Annotated in this window: 17 protein-coding genes; 9 read left to right on the top strand and 8 right to left on the bottom strand. The window is 41.6% G+C overall.

Annotation, left to right across the window (positions count from 1 at the left end):
- Positions 1–57 precede the first annotated feature (57 nt).
- The 5 genes from GSQ84_RS06225 to GSQ84_RS06205 form a co-directional block, all read right to left on the bottom strand.
- Positions 58–1536 (bottom strand): RagB/SusD family nutrient uptake outer membrane protein, encoded by a 1479-nt coding sequence (locus tag GSQ84_RS06225; protein ID WP_158796399.1) that lies wholly within the window; start codon positions 1534–1536, stop codon positions 58–60.
- Positions 1537–1555: 19 nt separating this feature from the next.
- Positions 1556–4708, bottom strand: a complete 3153-nt coding sequence (locus tag GSQ84_RS06220; RefSeq protein WP_158796398.1) for a SusC/RagA family TonB-linked outer membrane protein — start codon at positions 4706–4708, stop codon at positions 1556–1558.
- A gap of 1186 nt (positions 4709–5894) precedes the next feature.
- Positions 5895–7307, bottom strand: a complete 1413-nt coding sequence (locus tag GSQ84_RS06215; protein WP_158796397.1) for a RagB/SusD family nutrient uptake outer membrane protein — start codon at positions 7305–7307, stop codon at positions 5895–5897.
- Positions 7308–7324: 17 nt separating this feature from the next.
- Positions 7325–10351 (bottom strand): TonB-dependent receptor, encoded by a 3027-nt coding sequence (locus GSQ84_RS06210; RefSeq protein ID WP_158796396.1) that lies wholly within the window; start codon positions 10349–10351, stop codon positions 7325–7327.
- A 401-nt stretch (positions 10352–10752) separates the two neighbouring features.
- A complete protein-coding gene (locus GSQ84_RS06205; RefSeq protein ID WP_158796395.1) occupies positions 10753–13236 on the bottom strand; it encodes a M14 metallopeptidase family protein in 2484 nt (827 codons plus the stop codon).
- Positions 13237–13334: 98 nt separating this feature from the next.
- On the opposite strand from GSQ84_RS06205, the gene murF reads away from it, so the two are divergent.
- Positions 13335–14639 (top strand): UDP-N-acetylmuramoyl-tripeptide--D-alanyl-D-alanine ligase, encoded by a 1305-nt coding sequence (murF, locus tag GSQ84_RS06200; protein WP_158796394.1) that lies wholly within the window; start codon positions 13335–13337, stop codon positions 14637–14639.
- Positions 14640–14643: 4 nt separating this feature from the next.
- Here the strand turns inward: murF and GSQ84_RS06195 are convergent, their stop codons facing one another.
- From GSQ84_RS06195 to GSQ84_RS06185, 3 genes are read right to left on the bottom strand one after another with little or no spacing between them, the layout of a single operon-like run.
- Positions 14644–15129 (bottom strand): gliding motility lipoprotein GldH, encoded by a 486-nt coding sequence (locus GSQ84_RS06195; RefSeq protein WP_158796393.1) that lies wholly within the window; start codon positions 15127–15129, stop codon positions 14644–14646.
- Positions 15116–16561, bottom strand: a complete 1446-nt coding sequence (locus tag GSQ84_RS06190) for a regulatory iron-sulfur-containing complex subunit RicT (RefSeq protein WP_158796392.1) — start codon at positions 16559–16561, stop codon at positions 15116–15118. The genes GSQ84_RS06195 and GSQ84_RS06190 overlap by 14 nt, the downstream gene beginning before the upstream one ends.
- Positions 16562–16563: 2 nt before the next feature.
- On the bottom strand, positions 16564–17712 hold the full coding sequence (locus GSQ84_RS06185) for a hypothetical protein (RefSeq protein WP_158796391.1): 1149 nt from the start codon (positions 17710–17712) through the stop codon (positions 16564–16566).
- A gap of 39 nt (positions 17713–17751) precedes the next feature.
- Here GSQ84_RS06185 and ruvX point away from each other — a divergent pair, with 39 nt between their 5' ends.
- From ruvX to GSQ84_RS06145, 8 genes are all read left to right on the top strand, one after another.
- Positions 17752–18168: a Holliday junction resolvase RuvX gene (gene ruvX, locus GSQ84_RS06180; protein ID WP_158796390.1), complete on the top strand. Its 417-nt coding sequence runs from the start codon at positions 17752–17754 to the stop codon at positions 18166–18168.
- Positions 18169–18176: 8 nt separating this feature from the next.
- Positions 18177–18812, top strand: coding sequence for an O-methyltransferase (locus GSQ84_RS06175; RefSeq protein WP_158796389.1), 636 nt, complete (start codon positions 18177–18179; stop codon positions 18810–18812).
- Positions 18813–18815: 3 nt separating this feature from the next.
- Positions 18816–19529: a glucosaminidase domain-containing protein gene (locus GSQ84_RS06170; RefSeq protein WP_158796388.1), complete on the top strand. Its 714-nt coding sequence runs from the start codon at positions 18816–18818 to the stop codon at positions 19527–19529.
- Entirely contained in the window at positions 19529–20365 is an 837-nt protein-coding gene (locus tag GSQ84_RS06165) for a glucosaminidase domain-containing protein (protein WP_158796387.1), read from the top strand. Before GSQ84_RS06170 ends, GSQ84_RS06165 begins: the two co-directional genes overlap by 1 nt.
- A gap of 48 nt (positions 20366–20413) precedes the next feature.
- Entirely contained in the window at positions 20414–21166 is a 753-nt protein-coding gene (locus tag GSQ84_RS06160; RefSeq protein ID WP_158796386.1) for a hypothetical protein, read from the top strand.
- Positions 21167–21262: 96 nt separating this feature from the next.
- Entirely contained in the window at positions 21263–22267 is a 1005-nt protein-coding gene (locus GSQ84_RS06155; RefSeq protein ID WP_158796385.1) for a DUF3078 domain-containing protein, read from the top strand.
- 101 nt (positions 22268–22368) lie between these two features.
- A complete protein-coding gene (gene ffh / locus GSQ84_RS06150; RefSeq protein ID WP_158796384.1) occupies positions 22369–23709 on the top strand; it encodes a signal recognition particle protein in 1341 nt (446 codons plus the stop codon).
- 131 nt (positions 23710–23840) lie between these two features.
- On the top strand, positions 23841–25379 hold the full coding sequence (locus tag GSQ84_RS06145; protein ID WP_158796383.1) for a YifB family Mg chelatase-like AAA ATPase: 1539 nt from the start codon (positions 23841–23843) through the stop codon (positions 25377–25379).
- Positions 25380–25383: the final 4 nt, after the last annotated feature.

Here is a 25383-nt window from a genome sequence, read left to right as displayed (position 1 = left end):
AAACAAACCCGAAGAGCCTTTTAGCAACTCCGGGTTTAATCATCTAAATAGCTTAATTTAATTATTTGTCATCAGGTTATTATACAGCAGTTCATCTCCTGATATCGGCCAGATGTATCTAGGATCAGTAGTAGGTATTGCAGGCACACTGCCTTTAGCCGGAATAGGCGAAAGCGTCCGCATCAGATCAATATTGCGTAATCCTTCACCCAAAAACTCTATGTTTCTTTCCTGCAAAATAGCACTGACCAAGGCATCGCTACTGGCAAAACTGCCTGCTGTATAGGTTGTTGAGGCATCCGAGCGGTTACGCACAGCATTGAGTAAAGCAACGGCCTGTGGGTCTACACCACTTACATGTGCTTTAGCCTCGGCCAGGTTAAGCAGCACTTCTGCATAACGGATAACCGGTGCATAATCAGCATAGGGGTCAGGCTGGGTATATTTAGCCGTATAGGTCCTGTTTGTACTGGTATTGGTAAAAAGCAATTCGGTTCTTCTTTTGTCTGTAGCTTTCCAGTTAGGATCTGCAATTACCCCGGTTGGGTTAAGATAAAATTCTGCCAGCCCTGGCGTACCGCCATTCTGATAAAAGTAATACCCCAATCCATTTTGAGTACCAGGTCCTTCTGTAGCGCTAAATGGCATAGAAAAGATAGATTCAGTTGTGGTATAAGGCGTGCGGAAAACACTGGCCACATCAGCGGCAAGGGCGTGATCGACCCCTCCGGTGGAAGAACCACCGGCAGCAGTAAACGGAGCCGTTGCACTAACAATTTTATTGGCTTCTGTAATGACGTCGCTGTAACGCGCCATCGTCAGGTAAACACGCGTTTTTAAAGCAATCGCAGTATTACGGTGTGCCCTGACCACGTTATTTACATTGGTGCTATAACTCAGCGGCAAAGCGGCTTCAGCATCATTCAGGTCTAAGATAATCTGATCATAGATCTGGCTAACTGTACTTCTTGCTAAATTCAGGTTACCATAAGATGATATCCCGTTTAGGCGCAAAGGTAAGCCCGGGTGACTGCCATTCCCATCAACATACGGACGCGCATATAACTGCAGCAGGCAATAATAACTTATCGCCCTGACAAACTTTGCTTCACCAACATATTGCTTTCCTGTAGCATCCCCTACTACCGAAGTTCCTTTCGCGGCCATACCATCGATAAACAAATTGGCATTATTAATCGCAGCATATCCAGCCGCCCACAAACCTGTCACTTCCTGACTGGTAGTGTTTACGTTCTCGCTCCATGTATTTGAAGCAGTAACCTGGTTATTGGAAAAGTTGATCCAGTTATCGGCTTTCACATCATTGTATACCTGAAATCTGCCACCCAAAAGACGGCCATCCCTTAAACTATTATATAAGCCCAGTACCTGGCTTTGTATACGATCTGACGTAGAGAAAGGCTGATAATTCTGGTCGGAAACCTGGGTTTGCGACACCGGATACAATAAATCCTTTTTGCAGGAGCAGTTCAATAGTACTCCAAAGCCTAGTATTAATAGATATTTCTTTTTCATTGTCTTCGAAAATTAATGGTTAAAACTTAACAGACAAACCTGCTGTAACAGTCCTTTGGTTACCTGCAGTATTCCTGTCTATCCCCTGTCCGGTGCTGCTGCCGGCGCCATTAGATGAAACTTCAGGATCAGGACCCGGATAACCTGTAATCGTGAATAAATTATACCCGGTTAAGTACACTCGCAGATTAGACAGCCCAATACTATTTGAAATGCGCTTAGGAAGGGTATAGCCCACATTAATGCTCTTCACTTTCAGAAAATCACTTCTAAACACATTTGATGAAAGTGGTAGTGATGATCCATTTGAAACGTTATCTCCCGCTACTACCCTTGGAATATCAGTTACCTGCCCTGGAGTGGTCCATCTGTCTAATATATCTACAGAGTTATTCCAGAAACGCTGATCCAGCAAACCGGCATTAGTACCATAATAAGTCCAACCGCCTAACTGATAGGTTAGCATAACATTTAAATCGAAGCTTTTGTACCTGAATGTATTGCTGAATCCTCCGTATATTTTTGGCGCAGACTGTTTGTAGTTAACTGCATCTGCACTTTGTGTAATTGCAGGTGCCTGGGTACCATCTGTATATTCCCATTGAAATCCGTTTGCCGGCGGAACTTTCTGGTACAAGACTTCACGTCCGGCCTGATTCAGAAATATTCTGCGGCCAGTAGCAGGATCAACACCTACAGTACGGACAATGTATAAGTCACCAATAGGATGCCCAATCTCTGTAATATTTGTAGTTTCTAACCCACCTGTTGACGTAGTTAGCCTGGTAATTCCGTTTGCCAGAGCAGTAACTTCATTGTGGTTAAAGGCCAGGTTAAAAGATGGTGTCCAGGAGAAATCCCTGCTCTGGATAGCCGCAGCACTCAGCGTTAACTCCCATCCGCGGTTATACATTGAACCAATGTTTACAGAGGGATTGCTTGGTAAACCTGATGAAGGTGCTACAGGAACCTGCAGGATCAGATCGTCAATATTCTTTTTATAATAGGTGACATCGGCAGTAATCCGGTCATTTAAAACACCAAAACTAGCGCCTACATCCAGTGTTTTAATGTTCTCCCATTTTAAAGCAGAATTACCTGTCTGGTTAAACACTAATGTCCCCGCTCCATTATAAAGAGATGTGCTATACAGACCATAGGAATCATAGGAACCTAAACCATTATTTCCCACCTTACCGTAACTGGATCTCAGTTTAAAGCTGCTGAATATTTTGTCTGCATCGATATCGTTCCAGAATTTTTCACGGGCAACCTGCCATGCAACCGCTCCTCCAGGGAAATATCCCCTTTTATTGTTTAATCCAAATTGAGAAGCTTCATCTCTTCTTAAAGTAGCACTTAAATAATATTTCTTGTCAAAATCGTAATTCAGACGCCCGAAGAAGGAAGATATATAATTTTCCTCGTAAACCATATTTGTGGGGGCATTTGTACTATATCCCGCCTGTACAACGTCAAAAGCAGGATCTGAAATCACTGTACGGTCAATACCAAAACCCTTGCTTGTAAAACGGTTTTGCTCATTCCCCAGCAAGAGACTAAAATTATGCTTTTCAGCAAAAGTATGATCAAACTGCAGAGTATTGTCCCAAACCCAACTCTGATTTTTTGTATATCCCGCAATAGCTTCACCATTGGGATTGGCATCACCTTGAATTGGATTTTGATAGATATCCATATCGTTGTCCAAATAATCAATACCATATTGAGTCTTAAAGGTAATCCATGACACGGGCTTTACCTGCAAATAAACGTTGGAAGATACCTGGCTCAACTCATTGTTTGACCGGTTAAGATCTACGATCGGTAAAATATTATAATAACTGATACCTATGCCTTTATTGGCACCCAATCCGACAGCATTACCATTCAGATTATAACTTCCATCTACGTTTTTTGGACTAACATTTGGCGGCAGCACCAGACCAATACGTCCCAGCCCCGCTGTACTGAAGGCATCCCCCATAGATCCCGATCCGATAGCAGAAAGATTCCGGCTGTCCGCGAAATTAATTTTAGCGCCAACAGTTACATACTTATTAATTTTATGGTCTACATTGGCCAGCATTACCTTCCGTTGAAATTCATTTCTGACCAGCAAACCTTCCTGATCGCTGTAATTCGCAGAGAAATAGTAACTGGTATTTTCATTAGCCCCGGATATACTGGCTGACGTGTTATAGGATGTTCCGGTTCTATAAATATAATCCAGCCAGTTGGTATTGATCACATTCCCGCTGGCATCCTTTGAAGTCGCATAATAAACATTTGCTGAGGGATTAGCAGGATCATTATTAAAAGTTCCTGCATTCTTTAATCCTTCATTTTTAATCATGGTGTATTGTTCCGCATCGAGCATTTTTGGCAGGTTGAAATTCTTGCTTACACCCACCCAGCTTTCCAGCGTTACTACCGGCTTTCCAAGTTTACCTTTTTTGGTCGTAATAAATACAACGCCATTAGCTGCGCGGCTACCATAAATAGCAGTAGCTGATGCATCTTTTGCAATATCAACACTCTCAATATCATCCGGATTGATGCTGCTTAGCGGACTTGCTGCAGCCGCAGTTCCACTGCTGACGTCTGCACTATAACTTGGTACACCATCTACTACAAATAAAGGCTGTGAACTATAGGAAATAGAATTTGTACCCCTGATACGAATAACCGGCGTAGCATTTAATAATCCGCTGGGTAAACTTACCTGGGCACCAGATACACGCCCGCCTAGTGACTGCTGTATATTTTGAACGGGCTGTTGTGCAACGTCGCTGCCTTTTACAGAACCTATACTCCCTATGTTGTCCCTCCTTACCTGCGTTCCGTAACCAATTACGACAACATCGTTCAGCAGGCTTGCCGATCCCTCTAGTACCACATCAAGATATCCTCTCTCAGGAATCAAAGTCTGGCTGGTAAAGCCGATAAAACTAAAAACCAGTGATTGTCCGCGGGGAATTTTAATGGTGTATGTACCATCAGCTCCCGTTTGCGCTACTGTTTTGGTTCCTTTAACGGCTACACTTACGCCTGGCAGCGGAAGCCCATCTTCTTTTCCGGTCACTTTACCGGTAATGGTTCGGGTTTGAGCATAAGTATATGAACCTATGAACATCAAAACGCATAAAAAAGCAAGTAATTTTCTTTTCATCTTTGGAATTAATTAATAAAAACATAAAATAACATCGTTTTAAAACACAATACTTTCCTCTATTGAATGCGATCCGCATTCCGTGCTGTGATAGACGTATTCAAAAAAATGGTTTGTTTAAACGAGGGCCAGACTAAATACCGCTCTAAATAGCATTAAACTATACCTGACAAGGATAATTTAAATAATGTCTGACCGTAAATGTTGAAATTTTGTGCACGAGACGCACTTCCCCCTTTAGATGCCCGAAAATGAGATACTCTAATTTTTTCGAATACCAACATCACGAACAAACTTTGCAGAATTTTTTTCATAACATGTTTGTTTATATTTTATAAATAGTTAATATTTCTAATATAATAATTTCTATACAGTACAATAATAACCAAAGTGCACAAAAATAATTTATGACAATAAAATGACTTATACAACACAATATAAAGATATTTTAGAATAAAAATCCTTATCTCTCTATAAATAAAAGTTTTACTTACTATCTCATATGGCGTTATTTTGAGAAGATCACGCAAAAAGTAACCAATCCATCAAAAAAACCACTTTCCTAACTGGAAGCGCTGTTTCTATTATTGCGAAAAAAAATAATCAGGATTAATATTCTGGTTCTGTTCTGCAGCTAAATTTGGGTTTGAGTTAGTTTTCAGATGTTGGTACAGACCTTAAGGATATGTAATCAGAATAAGGAATAACAGCTATTCTAAGCACTATCACGCTAATTCCGTCAAATACGTTAGTACCTAATAATCCGGGAAGCTTTAGTCTTTGCAGGAATACCATCTTTACCATAACTAGCATCTAGCGCTAAACGGTGAAGATCGGGGCACTTACGGTCCTCAGCTGCAAATTCAATCACACTTTCATTCAGGATCGCTTAAAGCAAGCCTGCAGGAGCCGCAGTATATTAACTGTATATTGGTATGGATCTGTTATGTATACCATCTAATAAGTAATGCCATTGTTGTACTTCCAGGTTTTTATGCTGCTTGCGCCACATTTGGTAAAACTTCAGCATTTCTATCTCAGAGATAAACTTTACAAAACACATGGGTAATAAAAAAGCCATCAAGTAAAAATGATTTTTTTACTTGATGGCTTGAATCTCCATCATTGAAGAGTTATTTTTTCAGTGGCTTACTTTGGAAACCCACTTTTTGCAGCTGCTGATCTACTAGTATCCTGGATTTTGGGCTACGTTAGGATTCACATTGAGTTCACTTTGCGGAATTGGTAATACCCTTCTGGTATCGCCATATTTAATCACGCCAGTACTGTACTCAGCACCTCTGTTGATATCCAATTTCAAACGGTTAAGGTCATAGAACCTATCGCCTTCAAAGGCCAGTTCTTTTCTTCTTTCCGTTATGATATCGGTCAACTGCTGCGCTCCGGTAGAAGCATAAACCAGGGATGGGTCTCTTTGTGCTACCAGTGTATTCAGATAAGTAGTCGCATCACCAGATCCCAGTCTGTTTGCAGCCTCAGCAGCAACCAGGTACACATCAGATAAACGTAGAACCTTTTTATCATTAAAATCACCGGTAACCACGGGATATTTATTGACGATATAAGCCGGGTTTTCACCACCTGTTTTCTGACGAACGCCAATTAAGATCAAAGCTTTACGCACATCTGTCGCGCTGTAAAGATCATATACCGATTTAGTGGTCAAAAGGTCTCCATAAGAGGTTCCGCCCTGCACGTAAATATTTGACAGCTCATCATAACTGTTGTTATTTACCGCATCAGATACCACTTCAAACAACGTTTCCTGTTTGGTACCTGAATCATGAGGAGTTGCAGCAGCCCAGTATCCGGCAAGATCGGCAGCACCAACCAGGCTAAAGCCGCTGGCGGTAATTACATCTTTTGCCTCGTCCAGTGCTTTTTGGTAATCTCCTTTGTTTAAATTCACTTTAGCAGCTAATCCACGTGCTGCGTACTTTGAAAATGTACCTGAACCATTATAAGCAGTCATTAAGCTATAAGCCTGATCCAGATCTGAAAGGATCTGTGTGTAAGCCTCAGCTACCGTATTTCTTGTTGGCAAAGCTTTTGGATCGTAATGTAATACGATCGGAACACCTGGTGAATTAGGATCATCAGTATAGGGTTTACCATAGGCACGAACCAGGTCAAAATAAACCAGCGCCCTGATGGCATAGGCCTCACCTTTGATCTGATTTACCGTAGCACCGCCAGTCAGCGCGGCATCTATGATGTTATTGGCCCTTAAGATCGTGCTGTAAGCATCTGTCCATACGCCGGCCACATCCCCGTCGTTGATCACAACGGTATACGTGTTTTCTGAAATATACCTGCCTGAATTGGCAGAAGATACAAAAACGTTATCGGCCAGCAGGTCACCAAACACAGGTAATGTCCTGCCATATAAATTGGAACTTCTTAAATTTGCGTAGGCCCCTGTTAAAGCTAATTGCAGATCTGCCTCAGTCTTTACTGCATCGCCTGCCGCAACACTGGTATATGGTTTTTGATCCAGGAAATCCTTTTTGCAGGACCCCAATAATAGGGAAGCAATAATGCCCCCGGTGATGATATAGTTGTTTCTAAAATTTTTCATTGCCGAATTGCTTTTAATTAAAATCCTACGTTTAGGCCCACTGTAAATACTTTTGGTATGGCAATATTGAAGTTACCCTGGCTGATCACCCCTTGTTCAGGATCAAAAGGTAAATTTTTATCACGTACCCACGTCAACAGGTTAGTACCTCTAACATACACCCTCAAACTTGACAGTTTGGTTTTAGTTAGGATCTCTTTAGGAAACTGATAAGCAGCTGTTAACTCTCTCAGGCGTACATAGTCGCCTTTGTATAAAAAGCGGCTCGAAGCCCTGCTGGAGTTGTTGGTATTATTGTAAATATAGATTGGCGTGTTGGTGATATCGCCGGGTTTTGACCAGGCATCCAGTTGGCTTGCCACCCTGTTGAAAGAGGTATTGGCACCATCACTCTGGGTATATCTTGCCCAGGCATCCTGTACATAATTACCAAAATTGTAATACAGCATACCATCAAGGCTAAATCCTTTATAGCTAAAGCTGGACGTAAAACTACCAAACACTTTTGGCGAGGCAGATTTATTGGCCACTAAAGCAGCGGCATTGTAATTAGAGGTAGTAGTTGTCCTGCTGGCATCGGTATACCACAACGGGCTTCCATTAGCTGGATTTACACCCGCCCATTGGCGAAGGTAAAAGGTTTGTACATCCAGGCCTACCCGATTGATATATGCACCGCTGATGATATCTTTTCCATCTACCAGCGACAATACTTTGTTGACGTTGTGGGCAATATTAAAACCTGCCTGCCATTTGAAATCACCTGCAATCACTGGGGTTCCTGAAACAGAGAACTCTGTACCGCGGTTTCTCATCGATCCAACATTGTTGGTGAAAGAGCTAAACCCGGTCGTCAGGGAAGTAGGCTGGTTCAACAATAAATTGGTGGCATCCCTGTTGTAATAATCAAAAGTAAATGATAAACGGTCTTTCAATACCGAGAGGTCCAGACCAAGGTCCAATTGTTTATTGGTTTCCCAGGTTAAGTTGTTGTTACCTACCGAAGTTGGTGCGGTTCCACCCAATCCATTGTAGTTATAACCATAACTGTATAACTGACGCCAGTTGTAATTACCAATATTGGCATTACCGGTTAAACCATAAGAAGCACGCACTTTAAGGGTATTGATCCAGGTCAGCTGTTTGATAAAATCTTCCTGCTGGGCATTCCATGAACCACCAACCGACCAGAAGTCGCCATATCTGTTTGCAGCGCCGAAACGTGACGAGCCATCCCTACGGAAACTTCCTGAGATCACATATTTTCCTTTGTAAGAGAAATCTGCCAGGGACAGCAAAGAAGCTACGGTATAGTCTTCATTCGAACCCGATGCTTCCAGAGGTGTAGCCCCGCCCGAAGGAACGTTGATGGCAGTGTTTGCAGGGAAACCTGTTGCGGTTACACTGGAATAATAATATTGTGATTTTTGAGCTTCGTAACCTGCTTTAACATTGGCTACCCAAGTATTATCATGGTTAACATCCAGGTGATAATCTGCTAAGTTACTCCATGTCCAGTTGAAATAACGGGTATAATAACGGGATGATAATCCCCCATAACCCTGACCATCACCATAAGTAGGGTTCCAGTAATTATTTTCTTCCAGATTGTTATAGTCAACCCCTATTCTTGAGGTAAATTTCAGGTTATCCAATATTTTATATTCACCTGAAACCGTTCCTAATCCTTTTAGCTGATTTAATGCACTGGTGTTGTTCGCTGCATTGTACAGCGGATTATAATTATTTGCAGGGAACGTTACCGGATCTATATTATAAGAGCCATCTGCATTGTAAGGATTAAGGAAAGGCAATAAAAACTGGCTTGCGCTGATCGGGTTAGAGAAAGCGCTACCGCCCGAAGGTGAATGCTGCCCTGTTGCGCCAATGATTAACGTCGTAGAAAAGGACAGCTGGTCATTGACTTTAGTTTTCACATCCATATTCAGGGAATACCTGTTAAAATCAGATGCAATGATTGTTCCCTGCTGTTTGAAGTAACCGCCAGAGATATGGAACTGCGTATTATCGGTTCCCCCGCTGATCCCCAGGTTATACTGTTCCTGTCTGCCGTTACGTTGAACCACATCCAGCCAGTTGGTGTTTACTCCTGTTCCCGCACCCAATGTATTATTCACATAATCATTTACATTGCCACTGGTTATACCATTAGCGGTGGCAAAAGAAGGATTGTTTAAAATTCCCTCTGCGGTTAATGTTCTCCACTGATCTGTGGTTAAAGATTTTCCGGCATCAGGAAGTTTTCCCGGTTTGGTAGATCCGAACTCAGCATCCAAAGTAACTTTGGTCTTTCCTGCTTTACCCTGTTTGGTAGTAATAACGATAACCCCATTTGCCGCTCTTGATCCATAAATAGCGGATGCAGAAGCATCTTTTAATACGTTGACTGACTCAATGTCATTCGCATTTAAACCGGCTAAAGCATTCGCTGTTGTAGTGTTTCTGGAAAGGTCTCCCGAATTAATGATAATACCATCAATCACATACAGAGGGCTCGCATTAGCGGTAATGGAACCAATACCACGAATCCTTACATCCTGAAGTGCGCCTGGCTGGCCCGAAGAGCCCGTTGATTGTAACCCTACAACCTTACCCTGAAGCGATTGATCCAATGAAGTGAAATCTTTGTTTTCCAGATCACCGCTTTTTACCTGGCTAACTGCTCCGGTAACGCTTGACCGGGTTTGTGATCCATAACCATTGATCACCACTTCACCCAATTGTTTTGAATTTAAGGTTAAGACAACGTCTATAACTTTAGTTGAGCCTAACTCAACTTCTTTGGCATCGTATCCAATAAAAGAAAATAAGATAGTTGAACCCTGAGGAACATTGCCGATGCGGTAAGTTCCGTCGCTGCCGGAGGTAGCCCCTAAACGGGTTCCTTTAACTTTGACATTCACGCCTGGAATTGGAAGTCCGTCATCCTTACCACGTACTGTACCAGATACTGTTCGATCTTGTGCCATCGCTGAAATAGCAATACACACCATTACGAACAAACTTAGTATAAGTTTTTTCATAAATTAATTTTTAGGTTAGTTAATAATTAGGGCTAAATATATATTTTTTGAGAATCCGAATTAATTGTGAACAAGAATGAATGAAAATTTTGACAAACTGATGATGAAACATAGACAATATTTAAAATATTGTAAAAACAAACTAATTATTGCGTCATTATTACATTTATTATAATTACATGTTCGTTTTAAACTACTGAAAAACAGACATATAAAAGAAAATATTTTAGTTATTTAAAAATTTTTTCCAACAATCTGACGTAAAAAAAGCAGCCAGCTTAACTGACTGCTTCCTGCTTTTTAACATGAAATAATTGAATATTTTGTAAAAAATACGCTACATAAGTCTCTATTTTAGAGACAAATACGGATTTTATCCTACAGACTTACTAGTATTTATATTAATTGATTAAAAATAATGCATTGGTGAAGAGTTGTTTTCCGCTTTCCCAGAAAGATCTGAACAAAACATCCCCCGAAAAGTAGATGATATTTCCACGCTGCGCGGGCTGAACGCCAAAGATTAATCCGCTTGATAATTTTTTCTGAATGTTTTTACCAACTACACCGGCAACATATGCATTCGATTTGAGCATGCCAACATTCCATCCTGCTTTTAAGGGTTCATAAATTTTATCATCTGTTTTCAGCGTATAATAAAAATCACCCAGCGCCAGCGTTAAAGGATGGCTTTTATCGAGGCTTACTTTATAGATGGCACCAGGAATAGCATCGGCAAGGTTATCATGGTCCTTTTCCCTATACATGCGGGACACATTTCCACTGTCTGTGGGAAGTGAGAATTCCTTCTTTTTGATGTCAAAAGGTTTTATACCGATAACACTGGAAATGGCATCTTCCATTAAAATAACTTTTCCTCCCCGGTTAATCCAATCTTCTAGTTTTTCTATATTGTTACGCATATATTCTCCATCTGGTAAGATCAGCACTGTTGTAGTTGACAAGTCCAGATAGCCAAGGTTACGCTCCGGGATGATATTAAGCGGATAATGCAGCTCCTGTTCAAAGAAGTGCCAAACCTCGCCAACTGCTTGTGCAGAAACATGATCACCCGAAACCAGGGTTACTTTAGGTGCAGGGATCACCGGGTAAACCGTAGAACCAAAATCTTTCCCTTTCTCCACGTAACCAGTGGAGATAGAAGTAAATGTTGTATTAAATTCTTTCGAGACAACAGCTATTTTAGCTGTTATATCTTTATTGATACCTTCATTTTCCAGACGGTAAACCAATAGCGAGCCCTCCACATATACCTTACCGCCAGTAGTAAAACCCTGTTCTGCCATGCGTACCTTAACATTGGCCCGCTGCAGGGCAATCAGTACCCGGGCATCTTCCAGTCCGTTCCACGGTAAGATCCAGGCATACGGTTTCAATGCCGTAACCGGATTGCCATTTTCTTCCTCTATTTTGCTGAAAGCACCGCTTACAGATTCCTTACAGGCATAAGCATTTAAACCATAGGCATAAGGTAATGCCCAGGCCGTAATATCATAGGTATTGGAATCTGTAACTTTTGTCTGCGGCTCAAAAAGGACATCGGCCAGTACCGCTGCTGGTTGTTTCATATTTATAACCAGATCATTCCTGCCCAATTTAAAGCTAACGGTTTTTTTACTTTGAAAGCTAAGGCCACTCAGGGTCTTTTCGCCACCGAAAGCATAGTCGATATGATTTGCAGTCAGCAGATCAGCCATTTTTTTTAGCCTGCTTAAATTATCGGCCTTTACCACATATGTTTTATACTGCCCGGGAGAAGAAGTCATTGCCTGCTTAAAGTACTGCTTAAATTCTGTCACCAGCTTAGCAGAATAGTTAGACACAGTTTCCAGGGTAGCCATGCTGGTAGTATAATGATGATTGATCCTGTTGGCCAGGGTCAGCGTATCCCCGCTCGCAGTTACGACTGCTAAGCCGGCACCAATTCCTCCCTGCTCATAAGTCATTCCAATGGCACCATTGTATAGGGGATAGGTATCACCATAAGAAGGATATAAAAGATCAAATCGTTCTTTGGTAAAGTATTGCCATCCATTTTCATCAAAATATTTGGCATTGTTCTTTCCTGCAATTACCTGGAACTCTCGCTGAAAAGGGGTAATATCCTGGTGAACAGGTTCTGCTGCCGGTGCAAAGTAATAAGGATTGTTATAGCCCTGCTCATGAAAGTCTACATGTACTTCCGGCATCCATTGGTGATATAAAGCCAGCCGCTGACGGGTTTCAATCTGGCTTTGCCAGGCCCAGTCGCGGTTAAGATCAAAATAATAATGGTTTACCCTTCCTCTTGGCCAGGGCTCACTATGTTCCCTCGCATCAGGATTCGCGTTAGGCTGAGCTCCCGATACAGAAGTAAAATAATTAACAAACCGTTCTCTTCCATCAGGATTTAAGCAAGGATCGATAACCACCACTGTATTTTTCAGCCAGTCGCTGGTTTGCGCCACTGTTCCGCTTGCCAGTGTATATAACACCTTCATAGATGTTTCCGATGAACTCGCTTCATTACCGTGCACATTATAACTTAGCCACAAAATTGCTGGCTGCTTATCATTTCCGATAGGATCACCAGCCCTGCTTAGCGCAAGGTTATTCTTTCTGATCTCGTCCAGGCGGTCCATATTCTCTTTAGAAGAGATCACCGCTACCATCAGTTCCCTGTGTTCATACGTTTTACCATAATCAATTAGCCTGATCTGCTGGTTTTCAGCAGCCAGGTATTTAAAATAGGCGATGATCTGGGTATGCGGGGTAAACCTGCTGCCTAATGGATAACCTAAAAAAGCCTCAGGAGATTTGATCTGTGCATTGGCCACGCCTAGACAAAAAAATAAGAAGAAAAGTGAGAGTAAGGTTTTTTTCATCGGAGAGCGTAATTTAATTTATACCAAAGTACTAAAGAATATTTTTTGTTTGTAATGCTTAATGTAATTTTACGCTATTCAATAACAATATTGTACCTATGTCCCAGACCCAACTTATATATCAGCATTTTCTTTACTATCCTGTCATTTGCACAGACACCCGGAGCATTAGCAGGGATTGTTTGTTCTTTGCCTTAAAAGGTGAAAATTTCGACGCGAATACCTTTGCTGAACAAGCTTTGAACCAGGGTGCTGCTTTTGCCATTATAGACAACGCAGCTTACCGGGTTAACGATCGCTGCATTTTAGTAGAAGATGTACTGACCGAACTACAGGATCTGGCAAGGTTACACCGCAGCGAGCTGCGCATTCCTGTAATCGGCCTTACGGGAAGTAATGGCAAAACAACAACAAAGGAACTGATCAACGCTGTTTTGTCTGAAAAGTATAGGACCTACGCTACTAAAGGCAATCTGAACAACCACATTGGCGTACCCTTATCTATCCTCTCTATACAGGATGATACAGAAATTGCCGTTATTGAAATGGGTGCTAATCATCAGAAAGAAATTGAATTGTTATGCAGTATTGCCCAGCCTACCCATGGATTGATCACGAATATCGGAATGGCACATCTGGATGGTTTTGGTGGCTTTGAGGGCGTGAAAAAAGGAAAGGCAGAGTTATTTCAATACTTAAAAAAAGAAAGTGGTACCGCTTTTATTAACCGCGATAACCCATACCTGATAGAAATGAGTACGGTAACCGCATTGGACCACCTCGTATATTATGGTACTGAAGGAACCAATTTTATTACAGGGGAACTTCTTGAATCTGATCCGCTGATAGCGCTCAACTGGAAGGGAAGAGATGAATCATTCCGGGTAAATACCAATCTTACAGGGGCCTATAATTTTGAGAATATTCTGGCGGCTATTTGTATCGGGGCCTTTTTTAATCTTAATGTTGACCAGATCAACAAAGGACTGGAGGGTTATATGCCTAAAAACAACAGGTCGCAGCTGACCAAAACAGCTACTAACACAATCATCTGCGACTTTTATAATGCAAACCCCAGCAGCATGGCCGCAGCGCTTAAAAACATAGCAACACTTCATGCCAGCAATAAAGTGGCAATTATTGGCGACATGTTTGAATTAGGTAATGAAGCTGAAGAGCAGCATAAAATAATTGCAGCCCTGACACAGGACTTGAAAATGGACAGTTTGTTATTTATAGGAAAACAGTTTTATGGTTTAAAAGATAGCTATAAAGGTGATTTTTTTGCTACTCCAAAAGAAGCTGAGGCCTGGCTACAAGCCCATCCCATTAAAGATAGCCTGATCCTATTGAAAGGATCGAGAGGAATGGCTTTAGAACAGCTATTGCCGGCCCTGGATTAAATTCTTATTGAGTTTCACCAACTTCAGAAACGAGGATACCGGCATCGCTAACCTCTTTTAAAGGGTTATCACGCATGTTCTGCTCGATCTCTATCATGTAATTCCCTCCCTGCGCGAAATGGTATCCGGTAAGCAGGGGCAGCGTATAGGTATATAAGTTTCCGGAACCTTTACCCAGCCATTCACCATCGGTCTCTGCCAGTTTATATTCATAACGTCGGGTAACTTTTGGCATGCCCGGCCCACTGAGATGCATTAAAACAAAAATATTGGCATACCGGTAATCTGCGGTATGCCTTAATTTAAATTTCAGGTTATAAGCTTTTGTTTGATCTTTAATGATGACAATCGCTTTCACCTTTTGGATATAACTCCAGTTCCTCTGGGGCATCTCCTCATTCGTGTCAATCAGGTTATTGGTATGACATCCATAAATTCCCACTACGAGAATGCAGGATATTATCCATACAAAAAGATTAATTCTCTTCATTCTTTGGCTTATCCGTTGGTTTGTTACGTCTGCGGTTATTCCTGCTTCTGTTATTTCTGCTGGCAGATGGCGATTTAGCCACCGTTCCATCTTCTGCTTTCACTACATCCTGCACGCTGTTAACTTCAGGAGCTTTCTTTACTTCCGGGCCTTTCTTCACTTCAGGGTTTCTCCTCGCTTCAGGAGGCCTTCTGTTTTCAGCAGGCTTTTGATTTGGAGTAGGCTGAGCAGTCCGCTGTGCAGGTTGTCCTGCCTTTACAGGACGCTCTGGTCTGTTGTTTACACTGCCCGGTTTATTCTTGTTGTTATTGCGGTTATTTTTGTTCCTGGGTTTATCATCCAGCCTGGTCAAACTATCCTGGCCAACTACATTTTCATAATCAGGGATTTTTTCTACAATAGCAGATGTTGGCAATTCTACAGCCTCATCTTTTAGATTGCTTGGTTTTTGTCCCTTTTTATTCATCGCCATGATCTCTTTCACACGATCTACTTTCAAAGGGATCCAGTCTTCCTGATTAGGATAGCTAAACCACATCAACTTCTTAAAAATATCCGTTTTCTGATGACGTGCGGTGCCTACTTCTGTTTGCAGGTTTTCTACGCGGTCTGGTATATCTTTCAACGCATCCAGGTAAGTATCCAGCTCATAGTTTAAACAGCATTTCAATTTACCGCATTGTCCGGCCAATTTTAATGTATTTAAAGAAAGGTTCTGATATCTGGCTGCAGCAGTAGATACAGTCTTAAAATTGGTTAACCAGGTAGAGCAGCAAAGCTCACGTCCGCATGAACCGATACCTCCCAGTCTTCCGGCTTCCTGTCTCATTCCAATCTGGCGCATTTCAATCCTGATACGGAATGTTTCTGCCATCTTTTTGATCAGTTCCCTGAAATCTACCCGCCCTTCGGCAGTGTAAAAGAAAGTAGCTTTGGTTTTATCCCCCTGGTAATCCACATCACTGATCTTCATGGACAAACGCAGGTCGAGCGCTAACGTACGCGCCTTATGCATCGTTTCCCATTCCAAATCTTTCGCCAGTTTCCATTTATCTACATCAGCTTCTGTAGCCTTGCGATAAACTTTACGGGTAACCTGGTCCATAGGGGTTTTACGGCGTTTCATTTGCATACGCACGAGTTCACCTGTTAAAGAGACGTGACCAATATCATAACCGCCCGTAGATCCTTCTACGGCGATTAACTCACCTATTTCCAGGTAAATATTGTCATTGTTCAGGTAAAATTCTTTTCTGGCACCTTTGAATTTAACTTCGATTACCTGAAAAGGTTTATAATTTGAGGGCATGTCCAAATTAGACAGCCAATCGTAAACTTCCATTTTTTGGCAGCCTCCGGTAAGGCATGAGCCATTACTTTTGCAGCCAGAAGGGGCGCAACCGCCACCTGTAGAACAACTTCCACATCCCATAACTAATTGTATATATGTTGAGTCCCTTTCGGGAGCGTTTTAAACTTAATAAGTTTTACCAATTGTAAAGATACATCTAAAAATAGTATTTTCGGATTAGCATTCCGTTCTATATGGTAATGAGCCTGCTCCAGCTCAGTAATAATTGCGGCCGCCATGGTGAGGTTCAGTACATGCTTACTTAGCCTATATGCAGTATCTAAAGCCCTTACAGGTAGTTTTACAAGGCTATCTGCACCACTCAGAATGAGACTGCACTCCCTTAAAAAACTAATGCCGTACTTTAAAAAATTCTTTTGATTTTCCCTACCCCAGCCTGCTGCCTGCTCTACAAAAGTGATCAGCTCCGGAACCCTGTTTCCGTAACCCATCCGCAGCCATTCTGCAAATATTTCTGCATTGTCATTATGCACCTGGGCAGCCAGCGACTTCGCTTCAATCAAATTTCCATCTGCAAGAAAACTATAGGAAGCAGCCTGATCGGCTGATAGATTATGATTTTCAGTCAGGTAGTTTTCTATAGTAACACCGGAAAGCTTAGGAATTTTTACAATTTGCGTCCGCGAAAGAAGTGTGGATAATATATGTTCCTGGTTATTTGCCACCAGCAGGAACAGCGTATTTGCAGGCGGTTCTTCAATGATCTTCAGTAAAGAATTACCTTCTTTCTCCAGGTATTCAGGCAGCCACATAATCAGCACCTTTGTATCTGCTTCAAAAGCTTTATAACTTAGCTTTTTTATGATATCATGACATTCGGCGATATTGATATTGGCCTGTTTGTTTTCTGCGTTGAGCTGCGAACGCCAGATATCAAGATCCGTATAAGGATCATTCAGCAGCATGGTTCTCCATTCTTCTAATACATCCACGGCTATTTTAACATCTTTCGAAGCAAAAAATGGATAGGAGAAATGAAGGTCGGGATGGATATACCTTTCGTACTTCCTGCAGGAAGAACAAGTACCGCAACTATCAGTAGCTGTTTTACTTAAACAGTTGATATATTGCGCATAGGCGATGGCAAGAGGCAATGCCCCGCTACCTTCAGGCGACAGAAATAACTGGGCGTGGCTCACCCTGTTTTCTGCAACAGTCTGTATCAGCTGCTGCTTTATTTCCTCCTGTCCTATGATGTCTTTGAACTGCATTTGGTGCAAAATAGTAAATTTATAACAATCTTTGCAGCTATGTCACGTATTATCGCATTTGATTATGGCACCAAACGTATCGGCATTGCCGTTACAGATCCCCTGCAAATTATTGCTACAGGGCTTGATACCATACACCCAAAGGATATTGTTAATTATTTAAAAAAATACCTGCTGACAGAGCAGGTAGAAGCCTTTGTGATCGGCGATCCAATACAGATGGACGGGACACCTTCAGAATCTGCACAACATGTGAAAGGCTTCTCAACCATCTTAAAAAAGAACTTTCCACAGATCCCGCAGCACTGGATTGACGAGCGCTTTACCTCAAAGTTAGCCCATCAAACCATCATGCAAAGCGGCCTGAAAAAACAAGACCGCAGGAACAAAGAACGTGTGGATACGATAGCCGCCACGATCATTTTACAATATTTCATGGAAGAACACCGTTTATAAGAGACTAAATGAGCCTGATTAAAGAAGACTTACAAGATTTACTGTTAAAATTCTGCGAACCTGAAAGTGAGTTGCTGCAGCGGATTGACAGAGAAACACACCTCCGGGTTTTAATGCCGAAAATGCTTTCAGGGCATTACCAGGGCCGGGTATTAAGTATGTTAAGTAAGCTCATCACCCCCAAAAGGATTCTCGAAATTGGTACTTTTACCGGATATGCAACCCTTTGCCTGGCTGAGGGACTGGCAGAAGACGGACTGCTGTATACTTTAGATATTAACATCGAACTTGAAGACAGAGTACGAGGATATTTTGCCGAATCACCCTATAATTCAAAAATAAAATATATTTTGGGCGATGCCACCCAAACCGTAAATGAGATTAATGAGGTATTAGACCTTGTTTTTATCGATGCGGATAAAAAAAATAATGGTTTCTATTATGATCTTATCTTTGACCGCGTAAGGCCCGGCGGGTTAATCATCATAGATAATGTACTATGGAGTGGAAAAGTACTGAACGACCAGCAAGACAAGCCTACCAGAAATATTACTACATTTAATGATAAAGTTGCCTTAGACAACAGAACGGAAAAATTAATCTTACCCGTGAGGGACGGTTTATTTATCGTCAGAAAAAAATAAAGAATGAAACTAAAAAACCTACTGCTTACCTGCCTGATCCTGATTACACTTGGTTCAACAGCACAAAGTCAAACCGTACAGGAATATGTTGAAGAACATACAGACCATGCCCAGGAGTTAATGAGAGAATATGATGTTCCTGCAAGTGTGATCCTGGCCGTTGCCATTCATGAATCCGCTGCCGGCAAAAGTAAAGTTGCCCGTAACCTGAACAATCATTTTGGAATTAAAGGAACGAACAGCAATACAGCAATCAATTCTTCCTACCGCGATTATGAAAATGCAGATGAATCGTATGATAATTTTGTAGAAGTTTTACAGAACAGCTCTACGTTCAGTAAATTATTTGATAACTGCGACCAGTATGATTATGCGGCCTGGACTAAAGGTATTCAGCGTGGAGGTTATGCCAGCAGCAGACGATGGGCTAACCAGGTGTTGGCTATCATCAATAAATACGAGTTGTATCAGTATGATGAAAGACCACAAGATTATGTAGAACCTGTAAAGGCAATTGATCACGCAGAAACAAGGAAACACCATAGCCATTCACGGTCTTCCAGACACCATAGGGCTTCTTCTAAAACTTACAAGGTGAAAAAAGGAGATAACCTGAATAAACTGGCATCATCACACGGTACCACTGCAAAAGCATTGATGCGTAAGAACGGATTAAAAAGATCAGCATTAAAACCCGGGCAGAAAATAAGATTTTAATGAAAAAACTACTTTTACTATTTGTCATAGGAACGATCACTCTTTCTTCGTGTAAAACGAGAAAGTATCGCCGTAATAATAAGGAGATCGAGAAAGAAGCGACCAAAGCAAATCCTAATTTTACAGATTATACCACAATAAGTTACATTGCTACCTATAAGGATGTAGCTATTGAGGAAATGAATACCTATGGGATTCCGGCAAGTATCACACTGGCACAAGGTATTATAGAATCAGGAAGCGGCAATAGTAAACTGGCCAAGTTTGCCAACAATCATTTTGGCGTTAAAGTAACCTCTGAATGGAAAGGAAAAGGTTATTATAAAGATGACGATAAAAACAATGATTGTTTCAGGGTTTATAAAGACGCAAGAGAATCGTATAAGGACCATTCTGCCTTTTTAAAAAGAAAGCGTTACAGTGCTTTATTTGAGCTCGACAAAAATGACTATGTCAACTGGGCCAAAGGTTTAAAACAAGCCGGTTATGCAACCAATCCAAAATATCCGGACTTGCTGATCACGACCATTGAAAAATATCAATTGCATCAATATGACCAGCCAGAATCAGAAACGGATAAGCTGAAACGTGAGGATAAAGTGTTTACACAAATCAATGCCGATATTCCAAAAGAGGCGAAAAAATTTACACCGGTAGAAACACCGCCGTCCAATCAGGTAATCAATACCACGAGCCCTAATTATGTAGTCCAGAAAGGTGATACCCTTTACAGTCTCTCAAAGAAGTACAATATGACAGTGGATGAATTAAAGTCCCTGAATAATCTGACTGAAGGAGGAATAAAGATCGGACAAACACTGATTGTAGTTAAATAATGTTAATAACGTCGATTTAGCTCTGCCTATTCGTAATTTTGCTGGTCAATGAAATTATCCACACTGTTATTTTTCTTTTCCATCTGTTGTGGAGTAGCCTCAGCCCAGAAAAAGCCTGTCCAGGGATTCGTTATAGATAAAGATTCCAAGCAGCGCCTGGCCAAAGTATACATTTATAATTCCCATAGCGATGAAGGCCTGATCAATAACAGCAAAGGAGAGTTTTCTACACAGGCTTCGGTTGGTGATACACTGGTTGCTGCATTGCAGGGCTACGGTGTAGATACGATTGTTTATAAAGGAAATAACGCGATTTTTTTCCAGTTAAAGCCATTGGCGATACAGCTGCGGGAAGTAGCGATCGTGGGCAGCTCTATTACCCCAAGGGAAAAGTACGAGAAGACACTTAGAGAATATAAATATGCAACCGACCTGGGCAGTTCCAGAGATCTGCTGAGCGTAAACTCACATGGTGCAGGATTAGGGATAGACGCAATTTATAATCTGCTTAGCAGAAAGGGAAGAAATGCAAGGCACCTTCAGGCTATTCTGGAAAGAGACTATAAAGAACAGCTGATAGATTACAGGTTTAACCCAACTTTTGTAGGCAAAGTATTACGAATTAACGGAGCTGAGCTGGTAGATTATATGCAACAGTACCGCCCAAGTTATGATTTCGCCATAACGGCATCAGACTATGCTTTTATCGTATTCCTGAGAAACAATTACATGACTTACAAGCGAAATCCAAGAGCTTTCAGGTTACAGAAACTTCCGCAGCTAAAAATCGATAAATTGTAAATATTGAGGCTATATTTTTGATAAATCCAATACGATTACAAATATTTTTATTTCAATTTAGAGTTCTATAAGAACATTTTTCTTTTCTTTGTACTAATGAGAGGTTTATATGTATGCTTATTTTTATTATTTGCAGTTTCAGCACAGGTAAGTGCACAGGAGATAGATACTATTCCAATTAATACCAAAGATCTTAGTCTGCCGTTAAAAAAAAGCCCTTTACCTTCATTAAGGGACCCTATTATATTTAAACCTGTTGATCTTAGCCCTGTAGTAATCAGTTCCAAAGTCAATTACTGGAAAACCCAGACTTCCATTGGATTTAACATTAACCAGGCTGCATTTAGCAACAACTGGACAGGTGGCGGTGTAAATTCACTGGCCATAGGTGGTTTATTAAATTACAAGGCCGAATATGTTAAAGATACCTGGAGTTACTCTACAGAAGTAGACTTACAATACGGAAAAGTAAAAAATAAGGCACAGCTGGAACAGAAGACAACCGACCGTATTTTCTGGGACAATAAAGTGGCGTTACAGCTAGCTAAAAAGTGGTATTTCTTTGGTTCCATAGATTTTGAATCTCAGTTTGATAATGGTTATACATATGGCACTGACGCAAACGGGCAACAAAATGAAACGCTGATCTCCAAATTCATGTCTCCGGGTTATTTCACCGAATCAGTGGGTGTTGAGTATAGACCTGCAAAATATTTTTCTGCAAGGTTTAGTGCTGCAACGTTAAGACAAACCCTTGTATTAGCCAATCAGGAGCTTTTTGATGCGGATTCCACAAAGACATCTAATTTTGGTGTTCCTGTAGGGCATGAGTTCAGACAAGACCTTGCTGCCCAGATCGTAGGGAATTTTGATAAGGATATTGCTAAAAATGTAAATCTTAAATTCAGGTATGCGTTATTTATGCCATATAATGATCTTAAATTTACTTCACATCGCCTTGACGTCACGCTTACAGCAAAAGTAAACCGCTTTATGAATGTTTCTATCACTGGCGTAGGGTTATATGACCGGAACTCAGCACCAAAAATACAGGGGAGCCAGGCACTGGCCATGGGGCTCACATTTGTGTTCCCGAGGTAAATAGCATATCGGCAAATTAAGGTTGATTGTTATTAAAAATGTTTGCAACTTTGCATATCACACCACTACTCATTAAGTAATTGACTATCAATTAATAAAACATGTTTGAGAATTTACAGGATAAACTAGACCGTGCGTTTAAAGTTCTAAAGGGACAAGGAAGCATTTCAGAGATCAACGTGGCTGAAACCATGAAGGAAATTCGTAAAGCTTTACTGGATGCCGACGTAAATTATAAAACTGCCAAAACTTTTACCGACGAGGTAAAAGAAAAGGCCCTAGGTTTGAATGTGCTTACGGCGGTTTCTCCCGGTCAATTGCTGACTAAAGTGATGAACGATGAGCTTACTGCGCTGATGGGCGGTGAGGTCACAGAATTAGACCTGAAAACAAATCCTACAATCATATTGATTGCCGGCCTCAACGGTGCAGGTAAAACTACTTTCTCAGGAAAGCTGGCCAACTATCTGAAAAGTAAAGGAAAAAAACCTCTGTTGGTAGCGGGTGACGTTTATCGCCCTGCGGCAATAGATCAGCTGCAGATATTGGGAGAGCAGATCGGTGTTCCGGTTTACGCCAATAAAGATTCAAAAGATCCTGTAGCTATTGCACTGGAAGGTATTGCACAAGGAAAAAAAGAACATAACAATGTGATCATCATTGATACTGCAGGTCGTTTAGCGATTGATGAGCAGATGATGAACGAGATTGCAGATGTTAAATTACATACTAAACCGCATGAAATCCTGTTCGTAGTTGATGCCATGACCGGACAGGATGCGGTTAATACGGCAAAAGCTTTTAACGACAGGCTTGACTTTACCGGCGTTGTGTTAACCAAACTGGATGGTGATACACGCGGTGGTGCTGCTTTATCGATCAAATCTGTAGTAAACAAACCCATTAAGTTTGTAGGTACAGGAGAAAAGATGGAAGCCCTGGACGTTTTCTATCCTGACAGGATGGCTTCACGTATTTTGGGTATGGGTGATGTGGTGTCACTGGTTGAACGTGCACAGGAGCAGTTTGATGAAAAAGAAGCCGCTGAACTTCAAAAGAAGATCCGTAAAAATAAATTCGATTTTAACGACTTCTACAACCAGATACAACAGATCAAAAAAATGGGTAACATGAAAGATCTGATGGGCATGATTCCTGGTGTAAGCAAAATGATGAAGAATGTAGAGATTGAAGATGATGCTTTCAAAAATGTAGAAGCGATTATCCAGTCGATGACAAAATATGAACGTGAAAACCCAGACAGCATTCAGCAAAGCAGACGTTTGCGCATTGCAAAAGGATCAGGAAATAAAGTAGAAGAAGTAACAAAACTGATTAAACAGTTTGAAGATATGCGTAAGGTAATGAAACAGTTTTCTAATCCTGCTGCAGCGGCAAAAATGATGCGCGGCATGCCTAAAATGCCACAGGGAAGAATGTAGTTTTTCCTTGATTTAAAATCCCGGCCTTTACAGTCCGGGATTTTTTTTGCCTTTTTTTTATTTAAAACACAGCTAAATTAACAACTTATTTAATAATAAATTAAATTAGCATTGTATTTCTTAAAAATGATATGCTAATTAAAACCTACGCAAGCGCAGTTTTTGGCGTGAACGCTTTAACGATAACGATTGAAGTCGGCATTGGAAGTGGCAACAAGTACCACATTGTCGGACTGCCCGATAACGCAGTTAAGGAAAGCCTGAGAAGAATTGAAAGTGCCATTCAGTCTTCCGGGTTTCGAATGCCCAGACAAAAAATTGTGGTGAACCTTTCACCCGCAGATATTAAAAAAGAAGGAACGGCTTATGATCTGCCTATAGCTATAGGAATTTTAGCCGCTTCAGGGCAGATACCGGATAAAATGGTAGATCAGTTCGTTCTTGCAGGAGAACTGTCTCTGGATGGAGGATTACAGCCGGTAAAAGGCGCGCTCCCGATCGCTGTACAGGCTAAGGCAGCTAGATTTAAAGGATTTGTTTTGCCGGCAGATAATTCAAGGGAAGCAGCTGTGGTAGACGACCTGCTGGTTTACGGCATGCGAAGCCTTGCAGAAGTAATCTCTTTCTTTAATGAAAAGGAAGTTCACCAGCCGGTATTGGTTGATGCCAGCGAAGAGTTCTTAAAAAAACAGAGTCTTTACGAACAGGATTTTTCTGACGTAAAGGGCCAGGAAAGTATCAAACGCGCACTGGAGATCGCTGCTGCCGGTGGACACAATATGATCCTGATTGGTCCGCCGGGGGCAGGTAAAACAATGCTGGCCAAAAGGCTCCCCACAATTTTACCCCCACTGAGCTTACAGGAGGCACTGGAGACCACCAAGATCCACTCTGTGGCTGGAAAACTGAAGGCAGCAGATTCATTGATGACAGAACGTCCATACCGGAGTCCGCACCATAGCATTTCTCATGCGGCACTTGTTGGCGGCGGATCAAACCCGCAGCCGGGAGAAATCTCCCTGGCCCATAACGGGGTGTTGTTCCTGGATGAACTGCCGGAATTCAAACGTTCTGTACTCGAAGTGATGCGCCAGCCACTGGAAGACAGAAAAGTAACGATAGCCAGAGCGCGTTTGAGTGTGGAGTATCCGGCAAGTTTTATGCTCATCGCTTCCATGAACCCCTGTCCATGCGGGTTTTATAATCATCCTGATAAAGAATGCAGCTGTTCTCCCGGTATCGTACAAAAATATCTAAGCCGGATTTCGGGGCCCTTAATTGACAGGATTGACCTGCATGTAGAAGTAACCCCCGTTAATTTCAATGAACTTTCCTCTTTAACACCGGCAGAAAGCAGTGCAGTGATCAGGGAAAGGGTAATTAAAGCCAGGGCTATACAGGATGAACGGTTTAGTAACCATGATAATCTGCATTACAATGCGCAAATGAGTCCCAATATGGTTAGGAAGTTATGCCGGATAGATGATGAAGGAAGGACACTGATCAAAAAGGCGATGGAAAAACTGAATTTGTCTGCCCGTGCTTACGATAGGATTTTAAAGGTTGCCCGTACAATCGCCGATTTATCCGGAAGCCCGGAAATAGAATCAGAACACCTTGCAGAGGCAATTCACTACCGCAGCCTGGACAGGGATAACTGGGCAGGTTAATAAA

It is taken from the genome of Pedobacter sp. L105, from assembly GCF_009765875.1.
Taxonomy (GTDB): Bacteria; Bacteroidota; Bacteroidia; order Sphingobacteriales; family Sphingobacteriaceae; genus Pedobacter.
Note: the sequence above shows the minus strand (reverse complement) of the source record. Positions and strands in the feature narration are given on the sequence as shown.

Excerpts from the sequence above, each read along its gene's own strand:
- GSQ84_RS06190 (WP_158796392.1), bottom strand. The coding sequence starts at position 16,561 with ATGGGATGTGGAAGTTGTTCTACAGGTGGCGGTTGCGCCCCTTCTGGC.
- GSQ84_RS06220 (WP_158796398.1), bottom strand. The coding sequence starts at position 4,708 with ATGAAAAGAAAATTACTTGCTTTTTTATGCGTTTTGATGTTCATAGGT.
- GSQ84_RS06225 (WP_158796399.1), bottom strand. The coding sequence starts at position 1,536 with ATGAAAAAGAAATATCTATTAATACTAGGCTTTGGAGTACTATTGAAC.
- GSQ84_RS06145 (WP_158796383.1), top strand. The coding sequence starts at position 23,841 with ATGCTAATTAAAACCTACGCAAGCGCAGTTTTTGGCGTGAACGCTTTA.
- GSQ84_RS06210 (WP_158796396.1), bottom strand. The coding sequence starts at position 10,351 with ATGAAAAAACTTATACTAAGTTTGTTCGTAATGGTGTGTATTGCTATT.
- ruvX (WP_158796390.1), top strand. The coding sequence starts at position 17,752 with ATGTCACGTATTATCGCATTTGATTATGGCACCAAACGTATCGGCATT.
- murF (WP_158796394.1), top strand. The coding sequence starts at position 13,335 with ATGTCCCAGACCCAACTTATATATCAGCATTTTCTTTACTATCCTGTC.
- GSQ84_RS06175 (WP_158796389.1), top strand. The coding sequence starts at position 18,177 with ATGAGCCTGATTAAAGAAGACTTACAAGATTTACTGTTAAAATTCTGC.
- GSQ84_RS06205 (WP_158796395.1), bottom strand. The coding sequence starts at position 13,236 with ATGAAAAAAACCTTACTCTCACTTTTCTTCTTATTTTTTTGTCTAGGC.
- GSQ84_RS06170 (WP_158796388.1), top strand. The coding sequence starts at position 18,816 with ATGAAACTAAAAAACCTACTGCTTACCTGCCTGATCCTGATTACACTT.
- GSQ84_RS06155 (WP_158796385.1), top strand. The coding sequence starts at position 21,263 with ATGAGAGGTTTATATGTATGCTTATTTTTATTATTTGCAGTTTCAGCA.
- GSQ84_RS06185 (WP_158796391.1), bottom strand. The coding sequence starts at position 17,712 with ATGCAGTTCAAAGACATCATAGGACAGGAGGAAATAAAGCAGCAGCTG.
- GSQ84_RS06195 (WP_158796393.1), bottom strand. The coding sequence starts at position 15,129 with ATGAAGAGAATTAATCTTTTTGTATGGATAATATCCTGCATTCTCGTA.
- GSQ84_RS06165 (WP_158796387.1), top strand. The coding sequence starts at position 19,529 with ATGAAAAAACTACTTTTACTATTTGTCATAGGAACGATCACTCTTTCT.
- GSQ84_RS06160 (WP_158796386.1), top strand. The coding sequence starts at position 20,414 with ATGAAATTATCCACACTGTTATTTTTCTTTTCCATCTGTTGTGGAGTA.
- ffh (WP_158796384.1), top strand. The coding sequence starts at position 22,369 with ATGTTTGAGAATTTACAGGATAAACTAGACCGTGCGTTTAAAGTTCTA.
- GSQ84_RS06215 (WP_158796397.1), bottom strand. The coding sequence starts at position 7,307 with ATGAAAAATTTTAGAAACAACTATATCATCACCGGGGGCATTATTGCT.